The sequence below is a fragment of the Lysobacter sp. P5_B9 genome, from assembly GCF_054049835.1.
Genome location: NZ_JBFULP010000002.1, coordinates 303,350 through 327,504, shown reverse-complemented (window position 1 = coordinate 327,504; position 24,155 = coordinate 303,350). Strand labels below are relative to the sequence as shown.

Genomic DNA, 24,155 nt, shown 5'->3' with positions numbered 1-24,155 from the left:
ATCTGGGTCGCACCGCAGGTGGGAAGAATGAATACGAACGACACGCCGCTATTGAGCCGCGCGACGCTGCTCGCGCTGGCGATCACCCTGGCGGGCCCGGTGTTCGCGCGCGAACACGGCAGCCAGGACGAGAGCCAGCAGGAGCGCCAGCAGGAGCTGGAACAACAGGATGAAGCACGCGGGAAGGCCCGCAGGGCGCACGAGGATGCGCAACGCGCCGCCTCCGGGCGCCAGGATCAGACCTTCGCGCCATCACGTCCGGATCCGCGCGCGCTGCAGCAACGCGAACGCGAGGACGCGCAGGCACGCAACGCCGCGCGACAGGTCGAACAGACCCGCACGCAGGACGACTACCGCCAGCGCGAAGCCGCACGGGCCCGGGGCGAGGCGCAGCGACAGGAAGCAGTGCAGCGCGCCGAGCAGCGGATGCAGCAGGACCGTATCCGCCAGGTCCGCGAAGATCGCGTGCGGGATGACGCGCGCGAGCAGCAGGCGCGCATCGAGCGCAGTCGTACGGACGAACAACGGCAGGCAGAGCAGCGCCGCGCAGCCGCGCTGCAGGAAGCCGCGCGACGCGACGACGCACGCCGCGACCTCGAACGCGACCGCGACGACCGGGAACACGATCGCGTCAGCGCCATGGAGACGGCGCAGCGCCGCGCGCTGGAACAGCAGCAGGCCAATGCCCGTCGCGAGCAGGCACGCCGCCTCGATGAACGCCGCGATCAGGATCGTTTCGACCAGGATCGTTTCGACCAGGATCGTCGCGACCAGGGCCGTCGCAACGAGGAGCGCCGCAACCGCCTGAGCGAACAGGAACGCCAGCGCCAGATCGCCCTCCAGCAGCAACGCGTGGCGTTGTACCAGCGCGAGGCCGTCGCGCGCCGCGCCGCGGAGCGCGATCGCACCTTCGCCTTGCAGCAGCAGCGCCGGATGCAGCAATACCGCTACCAGCAGCAGTACTGGCAGCGCCAGCGTGAATTGCAGCAGCGCTGGTACTCGCGCGACTACAACTACTACAACGATCCCTACTACTACACGCCTGTCAGCTACCGCTACTTGCGCGGAGGCCGCTACTACGAAGTCAACCGTTACGCCGCCGACCTGCTGCAGCAGGCCATCCGCATGGGCTATGAGCAGGGCTACCGGGCCGGTCAAGCGGACCGCTACGACGCCTGGCGCTACGACTTCCGCAACAACTACGCCTACATGGACGCCAACTATGGCTATTACGGCTATTACCTGGACCAGGGCGAATACAACCACTACTTCCGCCAGGGCTTCCAGCGCGGTTACGAGGACGGGTACGGACGCAGCTACCGTTATGGCCGCTACGACGACGGCAACTACACGATCCTCGGCTCGGTACTGCAGTCCATCCTCAACCTGCGGCCCTACTGATTGCAGCCGATTGCATCGCGCATCGACGCCCGGCACTCGCCGGGCGTTTTTTTGTCCGTCCGCTGCACGGCCAGGTACCGATGGGAGATTCGCGGCCGCCGCGCGCGACGGCTATCCTTGCCATCCACGTGGCGCTAAGCGCCATCACCCGCCTTTCCACGCAGAGATTTCGCCCCATGAACTTGCGCCTGGCTTCCCTCCTCCTTGCCGTACTGACCATGGCCGCCTGCTCCGAGCAGAAGGCTACCGAAACCGCGACCCCCGCGACTGCCACGGCTCCCGCCGCCACCGCCCCGGCCGCGACCACGGCGCCTGCGCCGACCGCCGCTACGCCGGCACCGGCCGCCACACCGGTCGCCGCGGAACCCGAAGCGCCCAACACCAATCCGATCGTGCCCCCGCAGGGCCCTGAGCCGGTCGCGGGTACCGATTACGAGGAAATCGCCGGCGGCCAGCCGTACCTGCCGCTCGACGGCAAGATCGAAGTGGTCGAAGTCTTCGGCTACGTATGCCCGGCGTGCGCCAGCTTCCATCCCGTCGTGAGCGCGTGGGAGAAGAAGCTGCCCGCCGACGTACGGTTCACCTACGTGCCCGCGCCGTTCGGCCCGGAATGGATTCCCTACGCCAAGGGTTTCTACGTCGCCGAGTCGATGGGCCTGGTCAAGCGCTCGCATGACGCGCTGATCAACGCCATCCACGCGCAGCACACCATGCCCGGCGAGGGCGACAAGCCAGACGAACAGAAGATCGCCAACTTCTACGCCGGTTACGGCGCCAATGCCGCGCAGTTCCTGGCGGCGATGAACAGCTTCGCGGTTTCCTCCAAGGTGAACCGTGGCAAGCAGTTCATGCTCCGCGCCGGCGTCGAGGCCACGCCCACCCTCGTCATCGATGGCAAGTACCGCGTCACCGGCGGCCGCGGCTGGGAAGACAAGCTGCGCATCGCCGATCACCTGATCGCCAGGGAACGTGCCGCGGCGGCAGGCAACGGCGGCTGATCGCTTCATCCCGGCGCTCCGCAATGGAGCGCCGGTTAGGTCTTCACGAGCGGGTTGCGGTGCATTCGCCCGCCCGCTCGTGACCGCCGGCGGGGCATCCCTGCGTTGATCCAAGGTGCCCTGCCCGCGAACGGAACACCGTCATGACCGACCACGTCTACAAGTCGCTCGAGCTCACCGGCTCGTCGAAGACCAGCAGCGACGACGCCATCCGCACCGCCATCGAACGCGCCTCCAACTCGATGCGGAACATCCGCTGGTTCCAGGTCCTCGAGACCCGCGGCCACGTCGAGAACGGCAAGGTCGCCCACTGGCAGGTCACGCTCAAGGTCGGCTTCACGCTCGAAGAGTGAATGCCAGCACCACGGATTCCCCCATCCGCACCGGCCTGCAGACATCCCGCAGGCAGTGGCATAAGCTCCGCCCTTGCAACGACGCTCACTACCCGACAGGGACCGTCCGACCGCCGCCCGGGGGAATCCATGGATCCCATTGATGCGACCGACGATGCAACCGACGCAGTCGTGGAAGCGCGCATGCGCGAACTCGAACAGGACATGCCTGGCATGTACCTGCGGCACGGAACGGTGTTCGCGCTGGCAAGCGCTTGGGCCGAACGCTACGACGCGATCATGGCCCTGGTACCGCCGGACAAGCGCGCTGCCATCGAAGTACGGCTCGCCCGTATCGGCATCCGCTGGGGCGTGATGCCGGGAAGCCGCGTCACGGTGGAACTACGCGTCAGCGACATCGAGGCACTCGCCCGCGCGCGGCGTCGCCCGCGCCATTAGTTAGTGCGCGATCCCTTCCTGGAAGGACGCTCACGATTCGGATACAGCCGCTTTACCGGCTCAAAAACCACCCCTCGCGGGCAGGCAGGACTGCGAGGTTGCGCCTGCAGACGCACTGCCGCAGATCGAGGGCTCGCCATGCCATTCCTGGCCACCCTCACGGATCTGCTGGCGTTCGGCCACCGTGGCGCAGACGGTCTCGATGCGATGCGAACCCAGGCGCTGTTCGCGCCAGCACAGCTGGCGATCGGCGTCGTTCGCCGCCAACACTGCCTTGACCGTCTCCAGCGCATTGAACAGATCGACCTGTTGCGAAGGTCTGAGCTCGCTCAACTCGCTGACGCCGTCGAGCAGCGCGAATACGGTGTCCTGGGCCGTGCGCAGCCTGGCCAGTTCGCCCTTGTCGAAGCGGACATAGCGGCCGTCGGAGTCCTCGGTCTGCCGGCGGATCTCCTCCTGCTGCAGGCGGATCTCGGCGAGCCTGCCGGCTGCAGGCACGGATGCCGGAAAAACCAAGAGCAGGAAGGCAGCGGCCAGCGTGCTGGCTTTCATGACGCGCACCTCATCGGTTGCGGGGGAAAACGATGCGCCGGCCATTCGCTGCAGCGAATCGGCCACACGCAGGGTCGGGCGTCCGCCGCCAATATAGGCCCGTCAGGCGCCCCGCCGCCCTTCCCCGGGCGGGCGATTCCCGGTGTCGCCGCACGCGCTACCTGCGCGCCACGGCTGCCGTACCTCACGTTCACGCCACCCATGCAGCGCCGGCGCTAGCGTTCCGGGTCCGGAGTCCACCATCCGGAGTCCACCAAGGAATGCCCGCTTCGGCGCGGCAGTTGGAAGGGGGGGTCAGATGTCCATGAAACTCGTATTCCCGGGCGGGGAGCACCCACACGTGATGCTGGACCAGGGCGTGAGCCGCATCGGCTCCGACCCGCAGGCCAACATCGTCCTCGACCAGCCGGGCGTGCGGCCACAGCACTGCCAGCTGCACGTGAGCGAGGCCGGCGTGATGCTGGAGGTACCGCACGGCACGACGGTGGCGGTGAATGGCCGGCGCGTGGATGGATTGATCGCTTTGCGCGCGGGCGACAGCGTCACCTTCGACCATGTCCTGGCCCGGCTGGCGGTGATCGACACCATCACTCCGGCCGCCGCTGCCCACCAGCCCGGCCCGCATCGCGCCGCCAACGACGACCCGGGCGCGACCACCGTGCGCCGGGTGATGCCGATGTACGTGCTGCGTGGCCTCTCCGGCGGCGCGTTCGGGCGCAGCTATCCCCTGCACGGACCGATCACCGTGGGCCGCTCGCCCGAATGCGACGTGCACCTCGACGGCACCGGCCTGTCGCGGCTGCACGCCCGCCTGGTGCCATGCGACGACGGCGTCCTGATCGAGGATCTGAACTCGACCAATGGCAGCTTCGTCAACGACCACCGCGTGCACCGCCACAAGGCGCATGTCGGTGACGAGATCGACTTCGACAAGGTCCGCTTCCGCCTTGCGGGCAGCGCCGCCAGCCCGACCGACACTGCACGTGCCGCGCCGGCCCTCGCGCCGCGCCGACGAGGCGGCGGAGACTGGCTGGTCCCGACAACGGTCGTGGCCCTGCTCGTGGCGCTGGTATTGCTGGGAGCCGGCTACTTCCTGTGACCGGGCGGCAGCGCGCGGCGCAATCGCCAGGCAGAGTGGTCGTCGATCACACATCCGGAATTGCGGGGGTGATTTCACCCTGGCTTGAGCGCGCGCCTTCGTAAGATGGCGCCAGCTGACAGGGGCTGGACATGGCAAGACTTAGTTTCGAAGAGCGCGGCCTGCTGCGGATCCTGGACAAGATCCGGGACCAGGCAGGATCCATCGGACCGTCGGTGCGCTTTGCGCTCGTCGAGCGGGGCCTGATCGAAGCGGGAGATCCCGTGCGGCTTACCCCCATGGGCGAACAGATGCTGGAAGAGCTGCGTCTGCGCCCCGGCCGGGCGACGGAAGAATTTCCCGCACTGGGCGCCAACGCATCCGTTTCAGCGCGCTGAGCGCTGCGCTCATACCAAGCGTGCGGTTTCACCCAGACCTCGAGTTCAACCGACTACGGGTTCAAACGGTTCAGCCGCGCTTGTCTTCCTGTTCGTGGCGCTGCAGCGTGTGCTCGATGCGCCGGTCGGGCACCAGCCACAACAACGCGGCCGCCACGTAGATCAGCTGCGCCAGCCACGCCTGCCAGAACGTCGACACAATGGCGAGGAAGTAGAGCAGCGGCGACAGCTTGCCTTTCCAGTCGTTGCCGAGCGCCTCCTTGAGTACCGAGGACGCGCCCTCCGACGAGATGATCGTCTGCTGCAGCACCAAGTATGCGATGGCGGCCATCAGCAGCACGACGCCGTACACCGCGGTGGGCCCGGCTGCGAACTGGTTCTCGCCCATCCAGCCGGTGGCGAAGGGAAACAGCGACAGCCAGAAAAGCAGATGCAGGTTGGCCCATAGCACGGCCCCGGACACCTTCATCGATGCGTGCAGCATGTGGTGGTGGTTGTTCCAGTAGATGCCGACGTACACGAAGCTCAGCACATAGCTCAGGAACACCGGCAGCAGCGGCCGCAATGCTTCCAGCGAGTCGCCGTGCGGCACCTTCAACTCCAGCACCATGATGGTGATGATGATGGCGATGACGCCGTCGCTGAACGCCTCAAGCCTGCTCTTGCCCATACCCCCTCCGCGGCCACCTCCTCGTTGGCGACCTGGGACTAATGTGTCATGAAACAGCGGCGCTTCGTCTGCCCCGCACGGGTATCGCGGCCGCCTCAGGGGCGCTGCCGTCATCGCCGCGCCCTGCCGATTCCGGGGGACTGTTCCGGCGGGACGGCCACGTCGCGCCCTGCATGTGCATGCCGCACAATGTCGCGCCGATGACGCTGTTCAAAGCGAATGCCGGCGCGAAAGGCCTTCCCGCCGCCACCCTTACCAGGCGCTAGATCCGCTATCCGCCATGACCTCTCTCGACAACCACCCGACCTTCTCCACGGACGAGCTGTGCCGTTCGCCGGAGTGGTTCCCGGCCGATGTCGACGTCGCGGCGCGCCGGATCCAGTTCCTGCACCTCGACCCACAGCTCCTCGATCGTGCGCCCTTCCTGGACACACGCCTGGACGTCGACTGGCGCGCAGGCCACATGTGTTCCTACGAGGCCGTGGCCCTGCCGCCTGCGACGCGACCGGCCGCCTGGCTGTGGCATACCTCGTTCTGCGGCTCGACGCTGCTGGCACGCATGCTCCATGTCGCCCCGCATGCCGTGGCGCTGAAGGAGCCGCTGGTACTGCGGCGCCTCGGCGACGCCGCCCATGCAGGCAGCCGTATCGACGAACCGTTACGCATCCTGCTGCCGCTGCTGTCGCGGCCCTGGCACGCGGAAGGACGCGTGCTCATCAAACCCACGCACGCGGCGTTGAACATTGCCCGTGCGGTCATGGCATGCGACGACCGCAGCCGCGGCATCGTGCTGACGTCGTCGCTGGAGGACTTCCTCATCTCCAACGTGAAGAAGCCGCCCGCGACGCTGAGCAAGGTTCCGCAACTGGTGGAACGCGCCATGGGCGCTACTCGCCTGCTGAAGAAGCTGGGCCCTGCCGCCTTCGAGCCGCCCTCCACGCTCGCCGGCGTCGCCCTGCAGTGGGCCGCGCAACGTGAGTTGGCAAGCGAGTTGCTGGAAGCGATGGGACCCGAGCGCTTGCGCATCATCGACTGGGCCGACCTGCAGGACGACATCACCACGTCGACACTGGAATGCGCACGCTGGCTCGACCTGGGCATTCCCGAAGCGGCGTTGCGCGACAGCGTGGCGATCAACGCCTCGCGTCATTCCAAGGAAACCGAACACCATTTCGACGTGGCGACGCGCCGGAGCGAAGCGTCGCGGCTGGCGGAAACATTCGAGCCGCAGATCCGGGAGGCGATGGCATGGGCCGAACGCCATCTGCTGCCGGCGATGAGCGCCGGGGCCTTCACGGTATCCGGGCGCTGATCCACGAAGGGCCGCTCCGCTGCAGGCGCCTCCGCAACTGCAGCACATCCTTCGCAAGTACCGCTTCCGCACCGATGCGATGCGCAGTACCTCGCCCGTCGCCATCCTGGCGCCGCAATCCGCGGGGTCCGGTTACTTGTTCTTGTCGGCGGATAGCAGCAGCGGGACCAGGCTCACCAGCACGGCCATGGCGATGCCCAGCAGCGTCTCCAGCAGGCGATGGACCGCGTAGAACCACGGCTGCGTGTGGAAATCGAGCAGGACGATGCCGCAGACATACCCGCTGACCTTGGCCGCACCACGCAGGCGCAACACGTGGCACAGGAACATGGCGGCCATCACCCCGACCCCGATCGCCACGGGACCATGTGGGAAGAACGTACTCAACGTGGCCCCGATCGCGGCGCCCAATACGGTTCCGGCCACTCGCCACAATCCCAGCTTCCGCGTTTCCGCGGGCGACAGGTCGGTGACGATCACCGCACTCACCAGCGCGTAGAGCGGAAATTCGAGCTGCAATGCCTGCGCGGCGGCGACGGCCAGCGCCGCCGCCACGGCGGCGCGAACAGGCACCTGCACGTCAGCCGGAGGGATTGCAGACGTCATGAGCATGTCGCCCTGGTGTGCCCTGCGCGCTTTATGCCACAAACACGACCCGTGCAGGCCGGACCGCACGGCTGACTCGCAGTGCCTGGCGGCGGGCTCGCATAGGCCCTTGGTCGCATGTTCCCGGCCAGCGCTGCGCGCGAGCATTGCTTGAGCAACAGCGGAGGCGATGCCATGCCCGCCTCATCGACTCCGGGCTGCAATGCCCGCGTGGCGTGGTGGCATGCCGAATGCAGTCGCAGGCTAGACTCCCGCCGCGGCCCTGGCCGCCGGGATTGGACCAGACCTCACAACGGGAGATTGTCATGACGAAACGCATTGCCGCGGCCGCCGCCGCGTTCCTGTTCGTTGCCGGTATCGGCGTGGGTTACGGCGCGCAGAAGCTGCGGCCCACGCCCGCGACCTACCACGACAAGGCGCCGCAGGACGCCGCGAAGGCGCTGCTCGTGCTGGCGCTGGAGCAGGCGGGCAAGAAGGGCAGTTGGGAGCGCATCGGCGCAGGCCGCGTGTATTACCTCGGCGGCTTCAAGCCCGAGGGCCAGGCCATCTTCGATGAGATCCTCGCCGGCAAGCATGAAGGCAGCGACGAATACCGCATCGCGCGCGTGTACGCCGAGGCCGGGGAATGGGCCAAGGCGAAGCCGATGTTCGACAGTTTCCTTGCCGCCAACCCCAAGGATGGCAAGGGTTTCGCCGAAGTCGGCGCGCACTACATGCTGCAGGGCGACCGCGCCACCGCCGAACGCCTGTTCGACCAGGCACTCGCCATCGAGAATGACGACCCCTGGATGACCGAGCATATGGCCGGCGCGTACCTGGGCGTGAAGCCGCAGGAATGACGTGCGGCCGTGAAGGCGAAAGGCCGGCTTCGCGCCGGCCTTTTCTTTTTTCCTGCGCCGTCGCTTGCTGCCACGGCCTATGGTGATTGCCTGCTTCCCCTCTCGACGCCGCGGAACGCCGCAAGCAGGACCAGGTCGTAGCCGATCTTGAGCGCGCCGCAGAGCACCAGGGGCGCCGCCATCCAACCGGCGGCGAGCAGCGCACCACCGAGTGACGGGCTCAGCGAGGCGGCGAGGCTGCGTGGCACGGCGGTGTAGCTCGCCGCGGCCACCCGCTCCGATGGCGTCACCACCGACATGACGAACGCGGAGCGGGTCGGCACGTCCATCTGCGACAGTGCCGCGCGCACAAGCAGCAGACCCAATGCGACTTCCACGCGCGGGGCGAAAGCGGCGGCGATCAGCGCCACGCTCGACGGTATGTGCGTGAACACCATGGTGTTGAGCAGGCCGATGCGGCGCGCCACCCACGGCGCGGCCAGTTGCGAGGCCGCGGACAACAACCCGGTCCAGAAGAAGAAGGCGCCGGCCGCGGCAAGCGACATGTCGAAACGTTTGAACAACCACAGCGCCAGCAGCGACTGCACCATCAACCCGCCGGCGAAGGCATCGACCGAGAACAACGCCGCCAGCCGGGCGACGACACCACGGGACGCGCCCAGCGGCGCGGGCGGAACGGGCAACGGCTCGTCCGGACGCGGCAATCGCCGGTACAGCGACCAGATCGCCAGGCCCGCGAGTGCATAGACGACGAACATGCCGCGCAGCGCCGGAAGCGTGCCGACACCCAGCTTCGCCAGCTGATCCGGAACTGCGGCGGCGAGGGAACCGATCGCTGCGCACAACGCGCCTACCAGGCTGTAGCGCGCGAACACCGAGGTACGCGCGTGCCCGTCGCCGGAATGCGCCAGGCGTGCGTGTTCCAGTGGCAGGAACACGCTGACGTCGCCCGAACTGGGATTCAGGGTTCCGACGAACGCGACCACCAGCAAGGGCCACAGATCGGACAACGCGGCGAAGCCCAGTCCCGTGGCCGCCATCAGCACGCTCGCCGCGCGCAACAGGTGGCGATGATGGAAGCGATGACCCCACACGCCCACCGCCACCGTCATCAGCGACGAACCCAGCAGCGTCGCGGTGCTCAACAACCCGACTTCCCAGGTGCCCAGGCCCAGGGCCAACAGGTAGACCGGAAGCAGCACGGCGACATAGCCGTCCACGAATGCGCGCATGCCGCGCGCGAGCAGCAGATAACGTGTTTCAGGGACGGGAACGCTCGCCATCAACCAGCGGGCCTTTCGGGGCGGCACGCGCACAGTATCGCCACAGGGTCGGGTGCGCGGAGTCGGCAACCGATCATCGCCTGCGTCGCAAGCCCGGTCACTTCACAGGGACAGGCGCGAAACCAGGCACGCGGCGCGCCATGCCAGTGGCCGGAACAGGTAGGCCGCCACGATGGCGGCCGGGCACGCGACGCTCCATGCGAGCAGCCAGCGCATGGGAAAACCGCCATCGATCCCGGTATTGATTGCCGTCACCACCGCGGCGACAAATGCCGACATGCCGATGGCGAGGAACGCCGGCAGCCATAGCTGCGCGCGTTGCCGGATTGGATCGGTTGCCTGCATCGGTCGTCCCGCGCCGTCATGGCGCTCCAAAAAAATTCGATTTCGCATCGTAGCCCGACATGTGCGGACGACAAAAAAGAGCCAGGCGTGAACCTGGCTCCTTTTGGTCGCGCGGGAAACGCGTCAGGCGGGAATGCGGCGGCCGTATTCCGTCCGCAGCCGGCTCCAGCCGTCCCAGAACGGTGCCGGCTTCCCACCCGTGAGGCGCGCGACGAGGATGTCGAGGTGCATGTGCCAGCCCGCACCGACCATCAGCATGCCGTCGCGGTTGCGCAACTGGCGATGGATCAGGGTGAGCAGCACCGCGTCGCCCTTCGGTTCGAGTTCGATGGAGACATCGCCGCCCGAACTGCCATTCCAGGTGAAGGCGAGTTTGTGGGGCGGGTCGAACTCGGTGATCCGGCTCTGCATCCGATGCTCGGAATCGAAACCCGGCGGGCGCGCACCCGGCGGATCGGTGAGCTCGTCGTTGTGCCACACGAGTTCGAAGGACGTGCCCGCCTGCGGCTGCATGTCGCCCGACGCCAGCCACTGGCGGCGCAGGTCGCTGTCGGTGATGTGGGCCCAGACGCGCTCGATCGGGCCTGGCAGCAGGCGTTCGATGCGCACGGTGTCGGATGCGATGAGGACGGCGTAATCGGCTTCTGCAATTGCGGTGTTCATGGCTTTCTCCGTGGGGGGCGGGACTTGCGGGCGGGCTTTGCCGCGGGTTTGGCAGCGGGCTTGGCAGCGACATCGGCCCGGAGCAGGGCTTCGAGGGCGTCGAGTTTCTGGTTCCAGAAGCGTTCGTAGTGGCGGATCCATTCCGCGCCGGCATGCAGCGGTCGCGCGTCGAGCCGGCAGGTGTGCACGCGGCCCTGCACTTCGCGCTGGATCAGTCCGGCACGTTCGAGCACCTGGATGTGCTTGGAGGCGCCCGCCAGCGAGATGTCGAAGGGCGCGGCGAGTTCGCCGACGGTGCGCGGCTGCCTGGCGAGGTCGCGCAGCATCGCGCGCCGGGTCGGGTCCGCGAGGGCGTGGAAGACGTCGTCGAGGGGTATGGGGGATTTATCAACCATGCGGTTGAATATACGCCGGCCCGGGCAATTGTCAACCACTTGGTGGAATATCTCCCACCTCTCCTGCGCCCGGCGACGTTGCGGGGTCGCTGCAGGCGTCACGGACGCGTGGAACCGAGTCGGGGACGTCGCCGGAGACGTTGCGAATGCTCAAAGGGATCGCGGACGTCCCGGGAGACGTCGGGAACGTCCGCGATCCGGCCCGGACGCCTCGGCAGGCATCGCACCGATCACAGGGTGTGCGCGATGACGACTGCCGCGATGCCCAGGAAGCAGACCAGCTGCACGAAGAAGAAGGTAAATCGCACGGAAACAATCCGGTCCGTCTGGACGGTGGAAACATGCACGACGGATTGGACCATTCGTGCCGCGAGCACCATACCCGCCATCGTGTCGGTGGCGTGGGTCGAGATGCCACTCGCATGGAGGGCGAACACGACGACGGCGAATACCGGCAGGTTCTCGACGCAGTTCGCATGGGCCCGCATCGCCCGCAGGTACCACGCCGCGCCCTCGGGTGCATCGGCGGGGAAAGCAGCCATGCCAGCGCGCCCGGTAAAGACACGGCTCAAGCGATAGACACCAATGGTGCAGATCAACACGGCCACGGTCCAGATGGCGAACCCCAGCAGCATCCAGAGTGGAAATGACATGGCACGTCTCCCTGTTTCGAGTGCGTCGCCTGGAATCCAGGCGTGGCGCGTGCCGGCAATAACGTCCCTCCGCACGCACCTGACTATTGCTTGACGATGACGACTTCCATGTACTCCGCCGGCACCACCAGCGAGTGGCGACCGCCGACATTGCATTGCTCGAGCAAGTCGGTGATGGCCTCCACGAGTGTGCGTTGCCCGGCCGCGTCGAGTGCGGCGAATGCCTTGTGCGTCGGGCCATAGAACTCGCGGAACACCTGCAGCCAGTGCGCGGCCGATTCGTAGCGGAAATTGAACAGCTTCCGCTCGCAGCGGATGTCGGCGGAGTTGCGGCCGAACAGGCGCACGATGTGCGGCTCCGTGCCCCACAGCGCGGGTGATTCCAGGCCAGCCGGCGGCGGCAGTTGTCGGCCGATGATCTTGAACAGCTGACCGACGAAGCCTTCCGGTGTCCAGTTGGCCAGGCCGATCCGGCCGCCGTGGCGCACGACCCGCAGCATTTCGTCGGCGGGGCGCCGGTGGTCGGGGGTGAACATCGCGCCGAACGTGGACAGGGCAACATCGAAGCTGCCGTCGCGGTAGGGCAATGCTTCGGCGTCGGCCACTTCGAATTCGACCCGGAGCCCCTCGGCACTGGCGCGCGCTGCACCTTTTTCCAGCAGCGACGACACGTAGTCGGTGGACGTGACATGGGCAAACCGGCGCGCCGCCGCGAGGGTGGCGTTGCCGTTGCCGGCGGCGACATCGAGCACGCGTTCGCCGGCGCGGATATCGACGGCCTCCGCCAGGGTTTCACCGACGATCTGCAGGGTCGTGCCGATCACCGCGAAATCTCCGCTCGCCCACGTCGCCTGTTGCGTGGTCTTGATGGCGCCGAGGTCGGGCATGGCCACGGCGACGCGTTTGGGAAGGTCTCGTGCCAATGACATGGAAGTTCTCCGGAGTGTGGGCGCGCGATCATTGTCTGCAGCGCCACCACCCGCCGCTTGATCGAAACTCCCCGCGATTCGTCCCGGCATCCGGCAATTGCCCGGGCATGCGCCGGTTGATCGCGCGTCTGCCAGAATCGGCTTGCGTGATCGATGCTGGCAGGCACCCCATGAGCCACGACACCCTCTCCGATGTACTGCGCACGGTGCGACTGCGCAGCGCGCTCTTCTACGATCTTTCCTGCGCGGGAAAATGGCTGGCCGAGGCACCGGCTTCCGGTGACATCGCCGGCGCGGTGATGTCCGACGTCGACCAGGTGATCCCGTACCACGTGGTCACCGCGGGTGAATGCTGGGTCGCCCTGCAGGGAGAACAGCCGCTGCGACTGCGGCGCGGCGACATCGTCATCCTGCCGCAGGGCGACCCGCACGTGGTGTCGAGTGCGCCGGGAATGCGACCGGAGCCGAACGTGGACTGGTACGAGGAGATGAAACTGCACAAGCGGCCATTCCGGCTCGCCCAGGATGGCATCGCGGCAGCAACACCGGATCGCGAGGCATGCAGGCCGGCGCCGGACGCCGACCATGAGACGGATACGTCCCTGGTCTGCGGTTTCATCGGCTGCGACAAGCGCCCTTTCAATCCCCTGCTCGCGACCTTGCCCCGCTTGCTGCACTTGCCTGCCACCGCGGGCAGCGCCTGGGGCACGCAATTCGCGCAACTGGCGGCCACTGTCTCCGGCAGCCAACGCCCAGGCAGTGAGGTGCTGCTGGAGCGCATGAGCGAAATGATGTTCGTCGACGCCGTGAGCCGTCACATCGACAGCATGCCCGAGCAGTCCACCGGCTGGCTGGCGGGATTGCGCGACCGTTTCGTCGGCCGCGCCCTCGCGCTGATGCACGAGAATCCCGCCGCCGCGTGGAGCATCGACGAACTCAGCAACCAGGTGGGCCTGTCGCGTTCGGCCCTGCACGAACGTTTTGTCGAACTGATCGCCCAACCACCGATGCAATACCTGACGCAGTGGCGAATGCAGCTGGCATCGCGAATGCTGCTCGACAGCCAGTCGAGCGTGCTGTCGATCGCCCTCAAGACCGGCTACGAATCCGAGGCCGCTTTCGGCCGCGCCTTCAAGCGCCTGGTCGGCATGCCACCCGCAGCGTGGCGGCGCAGGCAAGGGCAGTTGGCCGCGCCCTGATCCTGATCGGCGTGCCTGAATCGGCGTGCCTGAATCGGCGCGCCATGACCGCGCCGCGCTACCAATGCGCAAAAGAGCGGGTTCCACCGACACATCGTTGGCGCATGCGGATCAATGCCGGATTTTCGGGCAAGCGGAGAGGACGACGGGTGGAGCGCGGGCCGCGGGGACCACCGAACAATGGCCACCCTCCCCGCCCCGCACAGGAATGACAACGTGAACGCCGTTTCCATTGATTTCCCTGACTACAGCGCTGACTACATCGCCGACCCCAGCCGCTACGCCAAATGCATCGAAGTATCCAAGCGAGTCCGCTGGGAGATCGATCGCGACGTCATCCGCGACCGCCAATTCGATTTCGACAACAAGTTCCTGCCCGACGGCTTGACCCTGCTCGACCGTTCGATCCTGGAGAACAACGATGAGCGTCGCCTGATGAGCCAGATCCAGGGCCGCAGTTACGCCAACATCTTTGGGCTGGTGGAGCGCTTCATCAATGCCAAGGTGCTGGAGTTGAGCCGGGACCACTGGCTGGGCGACCAGGTCGCGCTGGAAGCGCTGATTCGTTTCAGCGACGAGGAGCTCAAGCACCAGGAGCTGTTCCGCCGGATCGAAACGATGATCGCCGCCGCCATGCCCGCCGGTTACAGGAGCGCGGCCGATCCGAACGCCGTTGCCCAGGTCGTGCTGGGCAAGAGCACGTGGGCGGTGCTGGGCCTGACCTGCCACATCGAGCTGTTCACTCAGGCGCACTACCGCCAAAGCATCGAGCCGGACGCATCACTGTCGGCGCTGTACAAGGACGTGTTCCTGTTCCATTGGCGCGAGGAATCGCAGCACGCCATCCTCGACGAGCTGGAATGGCGCCGCATCGATGCACAGCTCTCGCCGGCCGAACGCGACGCGGCGGTGGACGACCTGATTGCCCTGGTCGGCGCCGTCGACGGCATCCTGCAGGCACAGGCGCGCGCCGACGCCGACTATTTTTCCCTGATCGTCCGGCGCTCCAGTACGGTCGCCGAACGTGATCTGCTCGCGGCCGAGACGCTGGCCGCGTATCGCTGGCAGTACATCGTGTCCGGCGTGCAGGAACCACGCTTCCAGAAAATACTGGGCGATCTGGTTACCCCGGCGCAGATGCAGCGCATCGGCACCGCGCTCGCCCCGCTGATGGCGGTGGCGTAGTTCCAACGCGCGCCTTCGCAGCGGCGGGCGTCGCTGCCCCGAGCCATGCACCGGAGTTCCGTCATGCACACCTCCATCCTCGACACCATCGGCAACACACCCATCGTGCGATTGCAGCGGCTGGCGCCGCCAGGCATCGAGCTGTACGTCAAACTCGAGTCGCGCAACCCGGGTGGCTCGGTCAAGGACCGCATGGCCGTGGCTGCGATCGAGGATGCCGAACAACGCGGCGTCCTGCGCCCCGGCCAGACCGTGGTCGAGGCCACCAGCGGCAATACCGGTATCGCATTGGCGATGGTCTGTGCAGCCAAGGGCTATCCGCTGGTCGTGGTCATGGCGGAAAACTTCAGCATCGAACGGCGACGACTGATGCGCCTGCTCGGTGCACGGGTCGTGCTCACGCCGGCCGCGCTGAAGGGATCGGGCATGCTGGCCAAGGCGCGGGAACTGGCCGCGCACCTGGATGGCTTCCTGGTCGAACAGTTCGACAATCCCGCGAACGCGCGCGCCCACGAACTGGGTACCGCGCGCGAAATCCTCGCCAGCTTCGCCGACAGGCCGCTGGATTGCTTCGTCACCGGCGCGGGTACCGGCGGCACGTTGCGCGGCGTCGGCGCGGTGTTGCGCAAGGAAAGTCCCCACACCCGCATCGTCGTGGGCGAGCCGGACAATGCACCGGTGCTGGCCAGTGGTCGCGCGCAGCCGCAAGACGGTTCCAGCCATCCGGCGTTCCGCCCGCATCTGATGCAGGGCTGGACACCGGACTTCATACCCGGGCTCACCGCGGCGGCGGTCGCGGCCGGCGTGATCGATCATGTGCAGGCGGTCGACGGCGACGAAGCCATCCGCGTCACGCGTGCGCTGGCTCGCGAAGAAGGGATTCTGTCGGGCATTTCCGGCGGTGCGGCCGTGGCCGGTGCGCTACGTGTCTGCACCACGCTCGCGCCGGGGAGCCGCGTGCTGGTGATGCTGCCCGACGCCGCCGATCGCTACCTGAGCACGGCACTGTTCGAAGAGATCGACGACGCCATGAACGACGCGGAGCTGGCGCTGTCCCATGCCACCCCGTTCGCACAATTCGGCGCGGCACCGGCGATTCACCCATCGCCGGCAACCGGCGCACAACCGCAACCCGGCGATGCGGCAGCGGACGCGGAACTCGACGCCCTGCTCACGGATCGGGAGCAACCGGTGCTGCTGTTTGGTTTCGCCTGGTGCGAATACGCCCGGGCAGTACGCGGCTGTTCGCGCATCTCGGTGTTCCCTACCAGGCAGTGATCCTGGACGCGCCCGACATGCAGGCCGGCGATCGTGGTGGGCGCCTGCGGCGCGCGCTCGCTCGACACCTCGGGGAGGCGACGATTCCGCAGGTCTTCGTCGGCAACCAGCACATCGGTGGCTGCAACGAGACCTTCGCCGCGATGGCCGATCGCAGCCTTCTGCGCAGGCTCGCCGGCGCCGGCGTGGTGGTGCCGGAGCCATCGGACGACTTCGACCCCGCTTCGTTCTTGCCAAATTGGCAGCAGCCTGCGGGCATGGTTCAGCCAGTGAATCCGGCCAGGGCGGACACGCCGCGGACGGCCGAGGCTTGACGCGAATCCCCTTCGGACGCGCTCTACGCCATAAGCCCAAGGGCCAATATCGCGGCAGCGCGGGGCGGTGTTTGATCAACGGCAGGACCACGCTCCACGGCGCACGACCTGCATCGAGCGTGGAACCGTCGTGACGCAGACGCGACGCGACGCGGCCCACAATAGCCTCGCTCGCCTGCAGAGAACCAGCATGTCCAACCAGACCGACGACGCGGGCACCATCCAGGCGCTACTGGACCGGCTGGTGAATTTCCGCCTGCCGCGGGCCTTGGCGATCAAGAAGCGGATCGACGCCGGCGAGCGCCTGACCGACGCCGACATCGCATTCCTGAAGAACGCGCTCGAGGACGCCCACCACGCGCTGCGGTACGTGTCGCGCAATCCGGAGTTCCAGGTATTGGGCTCGCAGATCATCCACCTCTACGACGACATCGTCCGCAAGGCCACCGAGAACGAGAAAGGGGCATGACGCAAGGTGGCCTGCCAGCGGACCGTGCGAATCGGGAGAGCGGCGACAGCGGCGTAGTCACTCGCCCAACGCTGATCGCCAGCATCGCGGCGGCGATCGTGCAACCGCGGGCCTGTGCAGACGACCACCACGCACGAACGGAGCAGGCGGCATGAAACGTGACGACCAAACCGACGCGCCTGGCGCGGAAACCGAGCCGATGAAGCGCAAGGAGTACGAGGCGGAGCTGGAAAAGCTCCACGCCGAGCTCGTCAAACTGCAGCAGTGGGTGGTCGCGGAAGGACTCAAGGTCTGCATCGTGTTCGAGGGGCGCGATACGGCGGGCAAGGGCGGGACGATCAAGGCGATCATGGAGCGTGTGAGCCCGCGCGTGTTCCGGGTGGTGGCGCTGCCGGCACCGACGGAACGCGAGAAGAGCCAGATGTACATGCAGCGCTACATGCGGCACCTGCCGGCGGGGGGCCAGGTCGTGATCTTCGACCGCAGTTGGTACAACCGGGCGGGTGTGGAGCGGGTAATGGGATTCGCGTCGGAGGACAAGGTCCGCAAGTTCCTCGACACCACGCCGCTGGTGGAGCGGGCGATGGTCGGCTCTGGAATCATCCTGCTGAAATACTGGCTGGAGGTCAGCGAGGAGGAACAGATCCGGCGCCTTAAAGATCGGGCGGACGACGAACGCAAGATCTGGAAGCTGACGCCGATGGACCTGGAGTCGTACAGCCGCTGGTACGACTATTCGCGGGCGCGCGATGACATGTTCGCCGCCACGGACACATCGCATGCACCGTGGTACGTGGCGCGGACCGACGACAAGCGGCGAGGACGCCTCAACATCATCCGGCACATCCTCGACCACATCCCCTACGAGGAACTTCCGCGCAAGAAGATCAAGTTTCCCAAGCGGCAGAAACGCGGCGACTACGCCGAACCGGAGCATCCTTTCCGGTACGTCGATGAGCACTACTGAGCATCCCCGACCGGCAGGCCCCGGGTGACGACGATTCGCATGAACGGCTGGAAGCGCTGGCTACCCGGACTGCAGATCCTCAGCCGGTACGAAGCCGCCTGGCTGCCGCGCGACCTGATGGCCGGCCTGGTGCTGACCACGATGCTGGTGCCGGTAGGAATCGCCTACGCCGTGGCTTCGGGCGTCCCGGGGATCTACGGCCTCTACGCCACCATCGTTCCGTTGCTCGCCTACGCCCTGTTCGGTCCGAGCCGCATCCTGGTGCTGGGGCCGGATTCCGCACTGGCGCCAGTGATCCTCGCGGTGGTGCTGCCGCTGTCTGCCGGCGACCCGGCGCGCGCCGTGATCGTGGCGAGCCTGATGGCGGTGGTGTCGGGGCTGGTGTGCATCCTGATCGGCCTCATGCGCCTGGGGTTCGTCACCGAATTGCTGTCCAAGCCGATCCGCTACGGCTACATGAACGGCATCGCGCTCACGGTGCTGGTCAGCCAGCTACCCAAGCTGTTCGGCTTTTCGATCGACAGCACCGGCCCGCTGCGCGCCCTCGTGCGCATCGCGCGGGCGATCCTGGACGGTCAGGCCAACTGGACGGCGTCCGCCGTCGGTGCCGGCACGCTGGCGCTGATCCTGCTGCTCAAGCCCTACAAGCGCATCCCCGGCCTGCTGATTGCGGTGGTGGCCGCCACGGTCGTGGTCGGTGCGTTCGGCCTGGACGACAGCGCCGGGGTCAAGGTGCTCGGTCCGCTGCCGCAGGGCCTGCCGTCCTTCGCCCTGCCCTGGATCGAACCGGCCCAGCTTGCACAGGTGGTGATCGGCGGCTGTGCGGTCGCCATGGTGGCGTTCGCCGATACCAGCGTGCTGTCGCGCACGTACGCGGCCAAGACCGGCGTACCGGTCGATCCGAACCAGGAGATGATCGGCCTGGGCGCCGCGAACCTGGCAGCCGGGCTGTTCCAGGGCTTTCCGATCAGCAGCAGTTCCTCGCGCACGCCCGTCGCCGAAGCCGCGGGCTCGAAGACCCAGCTCACCGGCGTGGCCGGCGCGGTGGCGGTGGCCCTGCTGCTGCTCTTTGCGCCGAACCTGCTGAAGCACCTGCCCAGCAGTGCGCTGGCGGCGGTGGTGATCGCTGCAGCCATCGGACTGTTCGAGTTCGCCGATCTCGGCCGCATCTTCCGTATCCAGCAATGGGAGTTCTGGCTCTCGATCGCCTGCTTCGTCGGTGTCGCCGTCTGGGGCGTGATTCCCGGCATCGGCATCGCCATCGCCATCGCGGTCATCGAATTCCTCTGGGACGCCTGGCGGCCGCACCACGCCGTGATGGGCCGGGTCGACGGCATCCGCGGCTACCACGACATCCAGCGCTATCCCGAGGCGCGGCTGGTTCCGGGCCTGGTCCTGTTCCGCTGGGACGCACCCCTGTTCTTCGCCAATGCCGAACTGTTCCACCAGCGCGTGCGCGAGGCCGTGGCGCAATCGCCGTCGCCGGTGCGGCGCATCGTCATTGCCGCCGAGCCGGTCACCAGCATCGACGTGACCTCGGCGGACATGCTGGCCGAGCTTGAGCAGTCCCTGCGCGGATCCGGCATCGAGCTGCGGTTCGCAGAGATGAAGGATCCGGTCAAGGACACACTGAAACGCTTCGAGATGCTGGACCGTTTCGGCGAGTTCCAGCCCACCATCGGCGCCGCCGTCGACGCCTACCTCGCCGAGCACGCGGTGGATTGGAAGCCCTGAAACACAAGGGCGTCAGCAGCCACGCGTATCAGGTGAAGATCAATCGCGCTGTCGTTGTCACCGGGCGAAGGCATTCCCTACATGAGCAGAACCTACGACGCAGTGGTGGTTGGCGCTGGCGTGTTCGGGGCATGGACCGCCTGGCATCTGCTGCGCGCCGGCCAGCGGGTACTGCTGGTCGACAAATATGGACCAGCCAGCGCGCGCGCCAGTTCCGGCGGAGAAACCCGGGTGATCCGCATGGCCTATGGGCCGGACGAGATCTATACCCGCATGTCGCGGCAGTCGTTGCCCATATGGAAGGAATTCTTCGCACGGATCGAGAACCCCGGGTTGTTCCGCGAAACCGGTGTGCTGTGGCTGGCAGCCGCCGAAGACACGTCGGCCGCGCAGTCGGTCGCAGTGCTGGCACGGAACGGCATCCGACACCAGGTGCTCGATCACGACGCCCTCGCGCAGCGCTATCCGCAGATCGTGATTGCGTCCGGCGGCTGGGCCATCTTCGAGCCGGATAGCGGCGGCCTGTTCGCGCGTCGCGCCGTGCAGGCCGTCGTCGAAGACAACCTGCGTGCCGGGGCTGAACTTTGCCTCGCTGCGGTCATTCCCCCCGTCGGCGACACGCACCTTGCGGAAATCAGGACCGATGCGGGCGAAGCGATCCGCGCTGACCGCTTCGTGTTTGCATGCGGTCCATGGCTGGGCAGGGTCCTGCCCGACGTGCTCGGCGGGCGCATCTTTCCCACCCGCCAGGAAGCGTTCTATTTCGATACTGCAGGCGACCGCCGTTTCTCCTCGCCCACGCTGCCGATCTGGCTCGATTTCGGGCGCGACTACTACGGATTCCCCGACATCGATGGTCGTGGCTTCAAGCTCGCCCACGATGCGCACGGCGAAGCATTCGATCCCGACACGCTCGAGCGTCGGCCCACTCCGGCGCGCATCGCGCACGCGCGCGACTTCCTGGCCCGGCGCTTTCCCGCGTTGGCCGCGGCACCGCTGCTCAAGGCCGAAGTCTGCCAATACGAGAACACCTGGAACGGCGACTTCGTCATCGACCGCCATCCGGTCTTCGACAATGTATGGATCGCTGGCGGGGGCTCCGGCCACGGCTTCAAGCACGGCCCGGCGGTAGGCGCGTACCTGGTCGAACGCATGCTCAATGACGCGCCGGCCGAACCACGATTCAGCCTGGCCACGAAGCAGGCCGTGCAGAAACGCGAGGTTCACTGATGTGCGAATCGGCGTCATGCCCTACGCGATGAGTCGTTAATGACGCGTGGTGATCCGAACACCTGCCATCCGATCACACCGGAAAGAGTACGCTGGCAGGGTGCCTCTTCCTGTTGCTGCCGCGATGTCGCACAAGCCTCCATCGCAACGCGTTGGGCAGGGCCTCAATTCTGCGGCGGTCTGGATGCTGCTGCTCGTGAGCACGGCCGCAGTCGCGGCTCCGGACACGCAAGATTGCGCGCAAGGCTTCCTGCAGGAACTGGGCTGGCGCTTCATTCCTGCCGATGAGGCGGCGGTCGAGATCCAGCCCGGCACGCCCTGCGATCGCGCCGATCTGCTCGAAGCACAGGCCGCAGGCGACCTTGTTGTCCGCATTCCCCACCGCCTCGACGCCGCGGCGCGCGCTCAACTGACGGAAACATTGCTCCATCATCCGGCGACCCTGTGTGCGTACGGGTTCGAGCTGGGTGCGGCGACGCGGCGAGCGGTCGACCGACTGGTCGAAAACCGCGGCTTCCGCTTCTCCGCCATGCAGATCGGATGGATCGGCTTCGGCCCTACGGGTTCGGCGCACGATGGCTGGGAGCCAATCGCATGGTTCGGGCGCGGCTACCAACCGCGCGGCGCCAATTCGCGCGCGATTGAAGCGTTCTACACCGGGCAGGTGCGCGGTGAGTGCGGCTTGGGGCGGCAGATCGCCCAGTACGCGACGCAGGCGGAGTTGTATGGCAGCAAGGGGTTCGACACGGCGTTCGATGCCGACGAAATCGTCATCGGCACGTTCAATCGTCTACACCCCAGTCGCAGCATCCTGCTCGGAACATCCGCGGGTCGTTTCACCAGGGATGGCCGCGCCATCGCGGCGGCGGCGACCGGTCGCCAGGCTTTCATGGGCCTGCCTGGCTTCATCTTCCACGTGTTCGACCGCAGCACGCTGGATGACCTCAACAACCAGGCCGAGAACTTCGTTGTCTACGACGTCGGCGCCGAGGCCGCCGCGGCGCTGCGAAGCCATGGCGGCTTCGAGTTCTACAACACACGCAACCAGACGATCTGGTCACTCGCCCGGTCGGTACCGGGGCGGAAACCACCGCGATACTTCCAGCGCCTGCTGATCGAGCGCGATCCCGCCCTGCGTGCGGGTTTGTCCGCAGAGGCCAGAGCGACGATCGCCCAGCTCGATGCCGAGTTCGCCGACCCGTTCTACCGCGATTTTCAGATCTACGTGCATAAGCAGGGCGTCAAGCCAGTCGGCTTTCATATCGCCCGCCTGCTCGACCGGAATCCGCGCACTCCGTTCCGCATCGAACTCGCGCTGCACAACCTGCACACCACGTTGTACGACCGCTACGTGGCGTACCGCCTGGGCGCATGCCATCAAGAGGCCACGCGTCTTATTGAGCGAAGTCAGTACTGGCAGTCCGCTCCGGGTCCGAAAGCGGACGTTCTCCAGCCTTGATCAATCGGGAGGCGGCTCCCGAAGGAAGCCGCCGCAGGTTCACCTGACGACGACGTTCGTGCCCTGCGGCACGAGGTAGCACGCTGCTGCCTTCTTGCACGCTTCGGCCTGGATCTCGGCCAACTGGCGCGCAAGATACTGCTCGGGCGACAGGCCCATCTTGTTGCGGTAGGCGTTGTCCGCTTCGGCCGTGGCTTCCTGCTCCAGCTTGCGCTGCTGCTCGGCGATCGTGGCGGCCACCAGCGTCAGGTTGCGCTGCTGTTCGGCCGCCGTGTTGTTCATCTGCGCCAGCACGTTGTCGTTCGGCTTGGCCTTGCCGAGGTTGACCGCCATCACTTCCACGCGAATGCCGGACGCCTTGACCAGCGCACGCAACGCGTCGGTCACTTCCTGGTCGACCTTCTCTGCCGCCACGGGGTCGGACATCATCTGCGCCATCTTCTCGGACTTGACCGCTTTGCGCACGATCGAGTTGTAAGGCGACACCACATTGTTCTCCCACCAGTGCGGACCGAAGCGCTTCAGGGTGTCCGCCGCATCGACGACGCGCAGCTGCACGCTGGTGTCGAAGTCGAGCAGGATGTTGTCCATCGACGAGAGGTCCTGGAACGGCACGTGCAGGGTCTGTGGTGCGGTGGTGGCGTAGATGATCGTGGTGGACGGCCAGGTCACGTCGCGACCTTCGGTCAGGACCTCGGGCCGGATGCCTTCATGGCCGACGAAGTACGGGCGATCCTGGTAGACGGCGACGTCACCCGGTTCGGGCTGGGCGACGGTGCAGCCGATGCTGGAGAGGGTCATGCACAGCAGGATGGCGAGCATCATGAAACGACGGACGGAAAACTTCACTTGGTTTGCCTTTGGATTGTGGGTTGGTCCAGAGCGCTACCGGATCAGCGCCCATGAACCATCATGCGAGTCCTTACTGCCTTGGCGAAACCGCAATCACCTTGACCAGGGAAACAATCACGAGTACGGATGACGCGGAAAAGACCATGTTGATGTAACTCCTTTCATTGTATGCATGTTTGAAAACAATGAGCGCTAAAACGAGCGCATACAGGATGGCTGATAAGAGTGCGGGCTTTATTGCCTTCATGATTGTCGTTCCCTCCAGTTTCAGTGCCCCTCCTGCGACAGAGAGAGCACGGTTTCCTTACGCTCGTTCCAAAGGCCTTCAAGCACGGCAACTACGCCGTGAGACTTCCATGCCACTGCGCGTGAGCGATGGGAACCGGCTGAGTGCGCCGCGAATCATGCTGGAACGCGACGGAAGCCCCTGCTTGCCGTCGTATTCAGATGTACCCGCTCTTGGCAGTGCTGCCCAGATCCGAGCCGAGAACATTCGGTTCGCGTTTTGGGAACATGTCTGCCGCTTTCGGCCAAAAGCGGTTGCCGGTCGTAAGC

The 24,155-nt window shown here is 66.5% G+C and carries 26 protein-coding genes and 1 pseudogene; 17 read left to right on the top strand and 10 right to left on the bottom strand.

The features are described from left to right. The first annotated feature begins 27 nt into the window (after window positions 1-27). The 4 genes from ACXJJ9_RS06660 to ACXJJ9_RS06645 all read left to right on the top strand — a co-directional run bounded on the left by ACXJJ9_RS06660 (window position 28) and on the right by ACXJJ9_RS06645 (window position 3,190). Entirely contained in the window at window positions 28-1,401 is a 1,374-nt protein-coding gene (locus ACXJJ9_RS06660) for a hypothetical protein (RefSeq protein ID WP_457096424.1), read from the top strand. Between the two features lie 176 nt (window positions 1,402-1,577). Then, the gene (locus ACXJJ9_RS06655; protein WP_457096423.1) at window positions 1,578-2,399 is read left to right on the top strand and encodes a thiol:disulfide interchange protein DsbA/DsbL; all 822 of its coding nucleotides are present in this window, start codon (window positions 1,578-1,580) and stop codon (window positions 2,397-2,399) included. Between the two features lie 143 nt (window positions 2,400-2,542). Continuing rightward, window positions 2,543-2,752, top strand: coding sequence for a dodecin (locus tag ACXJJ9_RS06650; protein ID WP_457096422.1), 210 nt, complete (start codon window positions 2,543-2,545; stop codon window positions 2,750-2,752). A 129-nt stretch (window positions 2,753-2,881) separates the two neighbouring features. Continuing rightward, window positions 2,882-3,190, top strand: a complete 309-nt coding sequence (locus ACXJJ9_RS06645; RefSeq protein WP_457096421.1) for a hypothetical protein — start codon at window positions 2,882-2,884, stop codon at window positions 3,188-3,190. Between the two features lie 60 nt (window positions 3,191-3,250). On the opposite strand, the gene ACXJJ9_RS06640 is transcribed toward ACXJJ9_RS06645, so the two are convergent. Next, on the bottom strand, window positions 3,251-3,742 hold the full coding sequence (locus tag ACXJJ9_RS06640; RefSeq protein WP_457096420.1) for a hypothetical protein: 492 nt from the start codon (window positions 3,740-3,742) through the stop codon (window positions 3,251-3,253). Between the two features lie 298 nt (window positions 3,743-4,040). Between ACXJJ9_RS06640 and ACXJJ9_RS06635 the strand changes: the two genes are divergently transcribed. Continuing rightward, window positions 4,041-4,841 carry an FHA domain-containing protein gene (locus tag ACXJJ9_RS06635; RefSeq protein ID WP_457096419.1) on the top strand — a complete coding sequence of 267 codons (801 nt, stop codon included), beginning with the start codon at window positions 4,041-4,043 and terminating at the stop codon, window positions 4,839-4,841. Window positions 4,842-4,972: 131 nt separating this feature from the next. Then, complete coding sequence (locus ACXJJ9_RS06630) at window positions 4,973-5,218, top strand: hypothetical protein (RefSeq protein WP_457096418.1); 246 nt, start codon at window positions 4,973-4,975, stop codon at window positions 5,216-5,218. Window positions 5,219-5,288: 70 nt separating this feature from the next. Here ACXJJ9_RS06630 and ACXJJ9_RS06625 read toward each other — a convergent pair whose 3' ends face one another. Further along, window positions 5,289-5,888: a TMEM175 family protein gene (locus ACXJJ9_RS06625; protein WP_457096417.1), complete on the bottom strand. Its 600-nt coding sequence runs from the start codon at window positions 5,886-5,888 to the stop codon at window positions 5,289-5,291. Between the two features lie 280 nt (window positions 5,889-6,168). Between ACXJJ9_RS06625 and ACXJJ9_RS06620 the strand changes: the two genes are divergently transcribed. Then, window positions 6,169-7,200, top strand: coding sequence for a hypothetical protein (locus ACXJJ9_RS06620; protein WP_457096416.1), 1,032 nt, complete (start codon window positions 6,169-6,171; stop codon window positions 7,198-7,200). Between the two features lie 132 nt (window positions 7,201-7,332). Here ACXJJ9_RS06620 and ACXJJ9_RS06615 read toward each other — a convergent pair whose 3' ends face one another. After that, a complete protein-coding gene (locus ACXJJ9_RS06615; RefSeq protein WP_457096415.1) occupies window positions 7,333-7,806 on the bottom strand; it encodes an FUSC family protein in 474 nt (157 codons plus the stop codon). 305 nt (window positions 7,807-8,111) lie between these two features. Between ACXJJ9_RS06615 and ACXJJ9_RS06610 the strand changes: the two genes are divergently transcribed. Beyond that, a complete protein-coding gene (locus ACXJJ9_RS06610; RefSeq protein ID WP_457096414.1) occupies window positions 8,112-8,645 on the top strand; it encodes a tetratricopeptide repeat protein in 534 nt (177 codons plus the stop codon). Window positions 8,646-8,722: 77 nt separating this feature from the next. Here the strand turns inward: ACXJJ9_RS06610 and ACXJJ9_RS06605 are convergent, their stop codons facing one another. From ACXJJ9_RS06605 to ACXJJ9_RS06580, 6 genes are all read right to left on the bottom strand, one after another. Next, window positions 8,723-9,955 (bottom strand): MFS transporter, encoded by a 1,233-nt coding sequence (locus ACXJJ9_RS06605; protein WP_457096413.1) that lies wholly within the window; start codon window positions 9,953-9,955, stop codon window positions 8,723-8,725. Window positions 9,956-10,030: 75 nt separating this feature from the next. Then, window positions 10,031-10,273: a DUF2798 domain-containing protein gene (locus ACXJJ9_RS06600; RefSeq protein ID WP_457096412.1), complete on the bottom strand. Its 243-nt coding sequence runs from the start codon at window positions 10,271-10,273 to the stop codon at window positions 10,031-10,033. Window positions 10,274-10,396: 123 nt separating this feature from the next. Next, entirely contained in the window at window positions 10,397-10,936 is a 540-nt protein-coding gene (locus tag ACXJJ9_RS06595; protein WP_457096411.1) for an SRPBCC family protein, read from the bottom strand. After that, on the bottom strand, window positions 10,933-11,331 hold the full coding sequence (locus ACXJJ9_RS06590) for an ArsR/SmtB family transcription factor (protein WP_457096410.1): 399 nt from the start codon (window positions 11,329-11,331) through the stop codon (window positions 10,933-10,935). Before ACXJJ9_RS06590 ends, ACXJJ9_RS06595 begins: the two co-directional genes overlap by 4 nt. Before the next feature lie 230 nt (window positions 11,332-11,561). Further along, window positions 11,562-11,984, bottom strand: a complete 423-nt coding sequence (locus ACXJJ9_RS06585) for an MAPEG family protein (protein WP_457096409.1) — start codon at window positions 11,982-11,984, stop codon at window positions 11,562-11,564. A gap of 83 nt (window positions 11,985-12,067) precedes the next feature. Beyond that, entirely contained in the window at window positions 12,068-12,913 is an 846-nt protein-coding gene (locus ACXJJ9_RS06580; RefSeq protein WP_457096408.1) for a class I SAM-dependent methyltransferase, read from the bottom strand. Between the two features lie 170 nt (window positions 12,914-13,083). Here ACXJJ9_RS06580 and ACXJJ9_RS06575 point away from each other — a divergent pair, with 170 nt between their 5' ends. The 9 genes and pseudogenes from ACXJJ9_RS06575 (at window position 13,084) to ACXJJ9_RS06535 (ending at window position 22,748) form a co-directional block, all read left to right on the top strand. Next, window positions 13,084-14,112, top strand: a complete 1,029-nt coding sequence (locus tag ACXJJ9_RS06575) for an AraC family transcriptional regulator (RefSeq protein ID WP_457096407.1) — start codon at window positions 13,084-13,086, stop codon at window positions 14,110-14,112. Between the two features lie 216 nt (window positions 14,113-14,328). Next, window positions 14,329-15,297 carry a hypothetical protein gene (locus ACXJJ9_RS06570; RefSeq protein ID WP_457096406.1) on the top strand — a complete coding sequence of 323 codons (969 nt, stop codon included), beginning with the start codon at window positions 14,329-14,331 and terminating at the stop codon, window positions 15,295-15,297. Between the two features lie 45 nt (window positions 15,298-15,342). Then, window positions 15,343-16,347, top strand: a pseudogene (gene cysK / locus ACXJJ9_RS06565) (cysteine synthase A); the annotation flags it as partial. A 224-nt stretch (window positions 16,348-16,571) separates the two neighbouring features. Beyond that, window positions 16,572-16,889: a glutaredoxin gene (locus tag ACXJJ9_RS06560; RefSeq protein ID WP_457096405.1), complete on the top strand. Its 318-nt coding sequence runs from the start codon at window positions 16,572-16,574 to the stop codon at window positions 16,887-16,889. A 190-nt stretch (window positions 16,890-17,079) separates the two neighbouring features. Continuing rightward, a complete protein-coding gene (locus ACXJJ9_RS06555; protein WP_457096404.1) occupies window positions 17,080-17,358 on the top strand; it encodes a hypothetical protein in 279 nt (92 codons plus the stop codon). A gap of 151 nt (window positions 17,359-17,509) precedes the next feature. Continuing rightward, window positions 17,510-18,325, top strand: a complete 816-nt coding sequence (gene ppk2, locus ACXJJ9_RS06550; protein WP_457096403.1) for a polyphosphate kinase 2 — start codon at window positions 17,510-17,512, stop codon at window positions 18,323-18,325. A 39-nt stretch (window positions 18,326-18,364) separates the two neighbouring features. Then, complete coding sequence (locus ACXJJ9_RS06545) at window positions 18,365-20,059, top strand: SulP family inorganic anion transporter (protein ID WP_457096402.1); 1,695 nt, start codon at window positions 18,365-18,367, stop codon at window positions 20,057-20,059. A gap of 81 nt (window positions 20,060-20,140) precedes the next feature. Then, on the top strand, window positions 20,141-21,289 hold the full coding sequence (solA, locus tag ACXJJ9_RS06540) for an N-methyl-L-tryptophan oxidase (RefSeq protein WP_457096401.1): 1,149 nt from the start codon (window positions 20,141-20,143) through the stop codon (window positions 21,287-21,289). Window positions 21,290-21,473: 184 nt separating this feature from the next. Then, window positions 21,474-22,748: a hypothetical protein gene (locus tag ACXJJ9_RS06535; protein ID WP_457096598.1), complete on the top strand. Its 1,275-nt coding sequence runs from the start codon at window positions 21,474-21,476 to the stop codon at window positions 22,746-22,748. 39 nt (window positions 22,749-22,787) lie between these two features. Here ACXJJ9_RS06535 and ACXJJ9_RS06530 read toward each other — a convergent pair whose 3' ends face one another. Beyond that, on the bottom strand, window positions 22,788-23,570 hold the full coding sequence (locus ACXJJ9_RS06530; protein ID WP_457096597.1) for an SPFH domain-containing protein: 783 nt from the start codon (window positions 23,568-23,570) through the stop codon (window positions 22,788-22,790). Window positions 23,571-24,155: the final 585 nt, after the last annotated feature.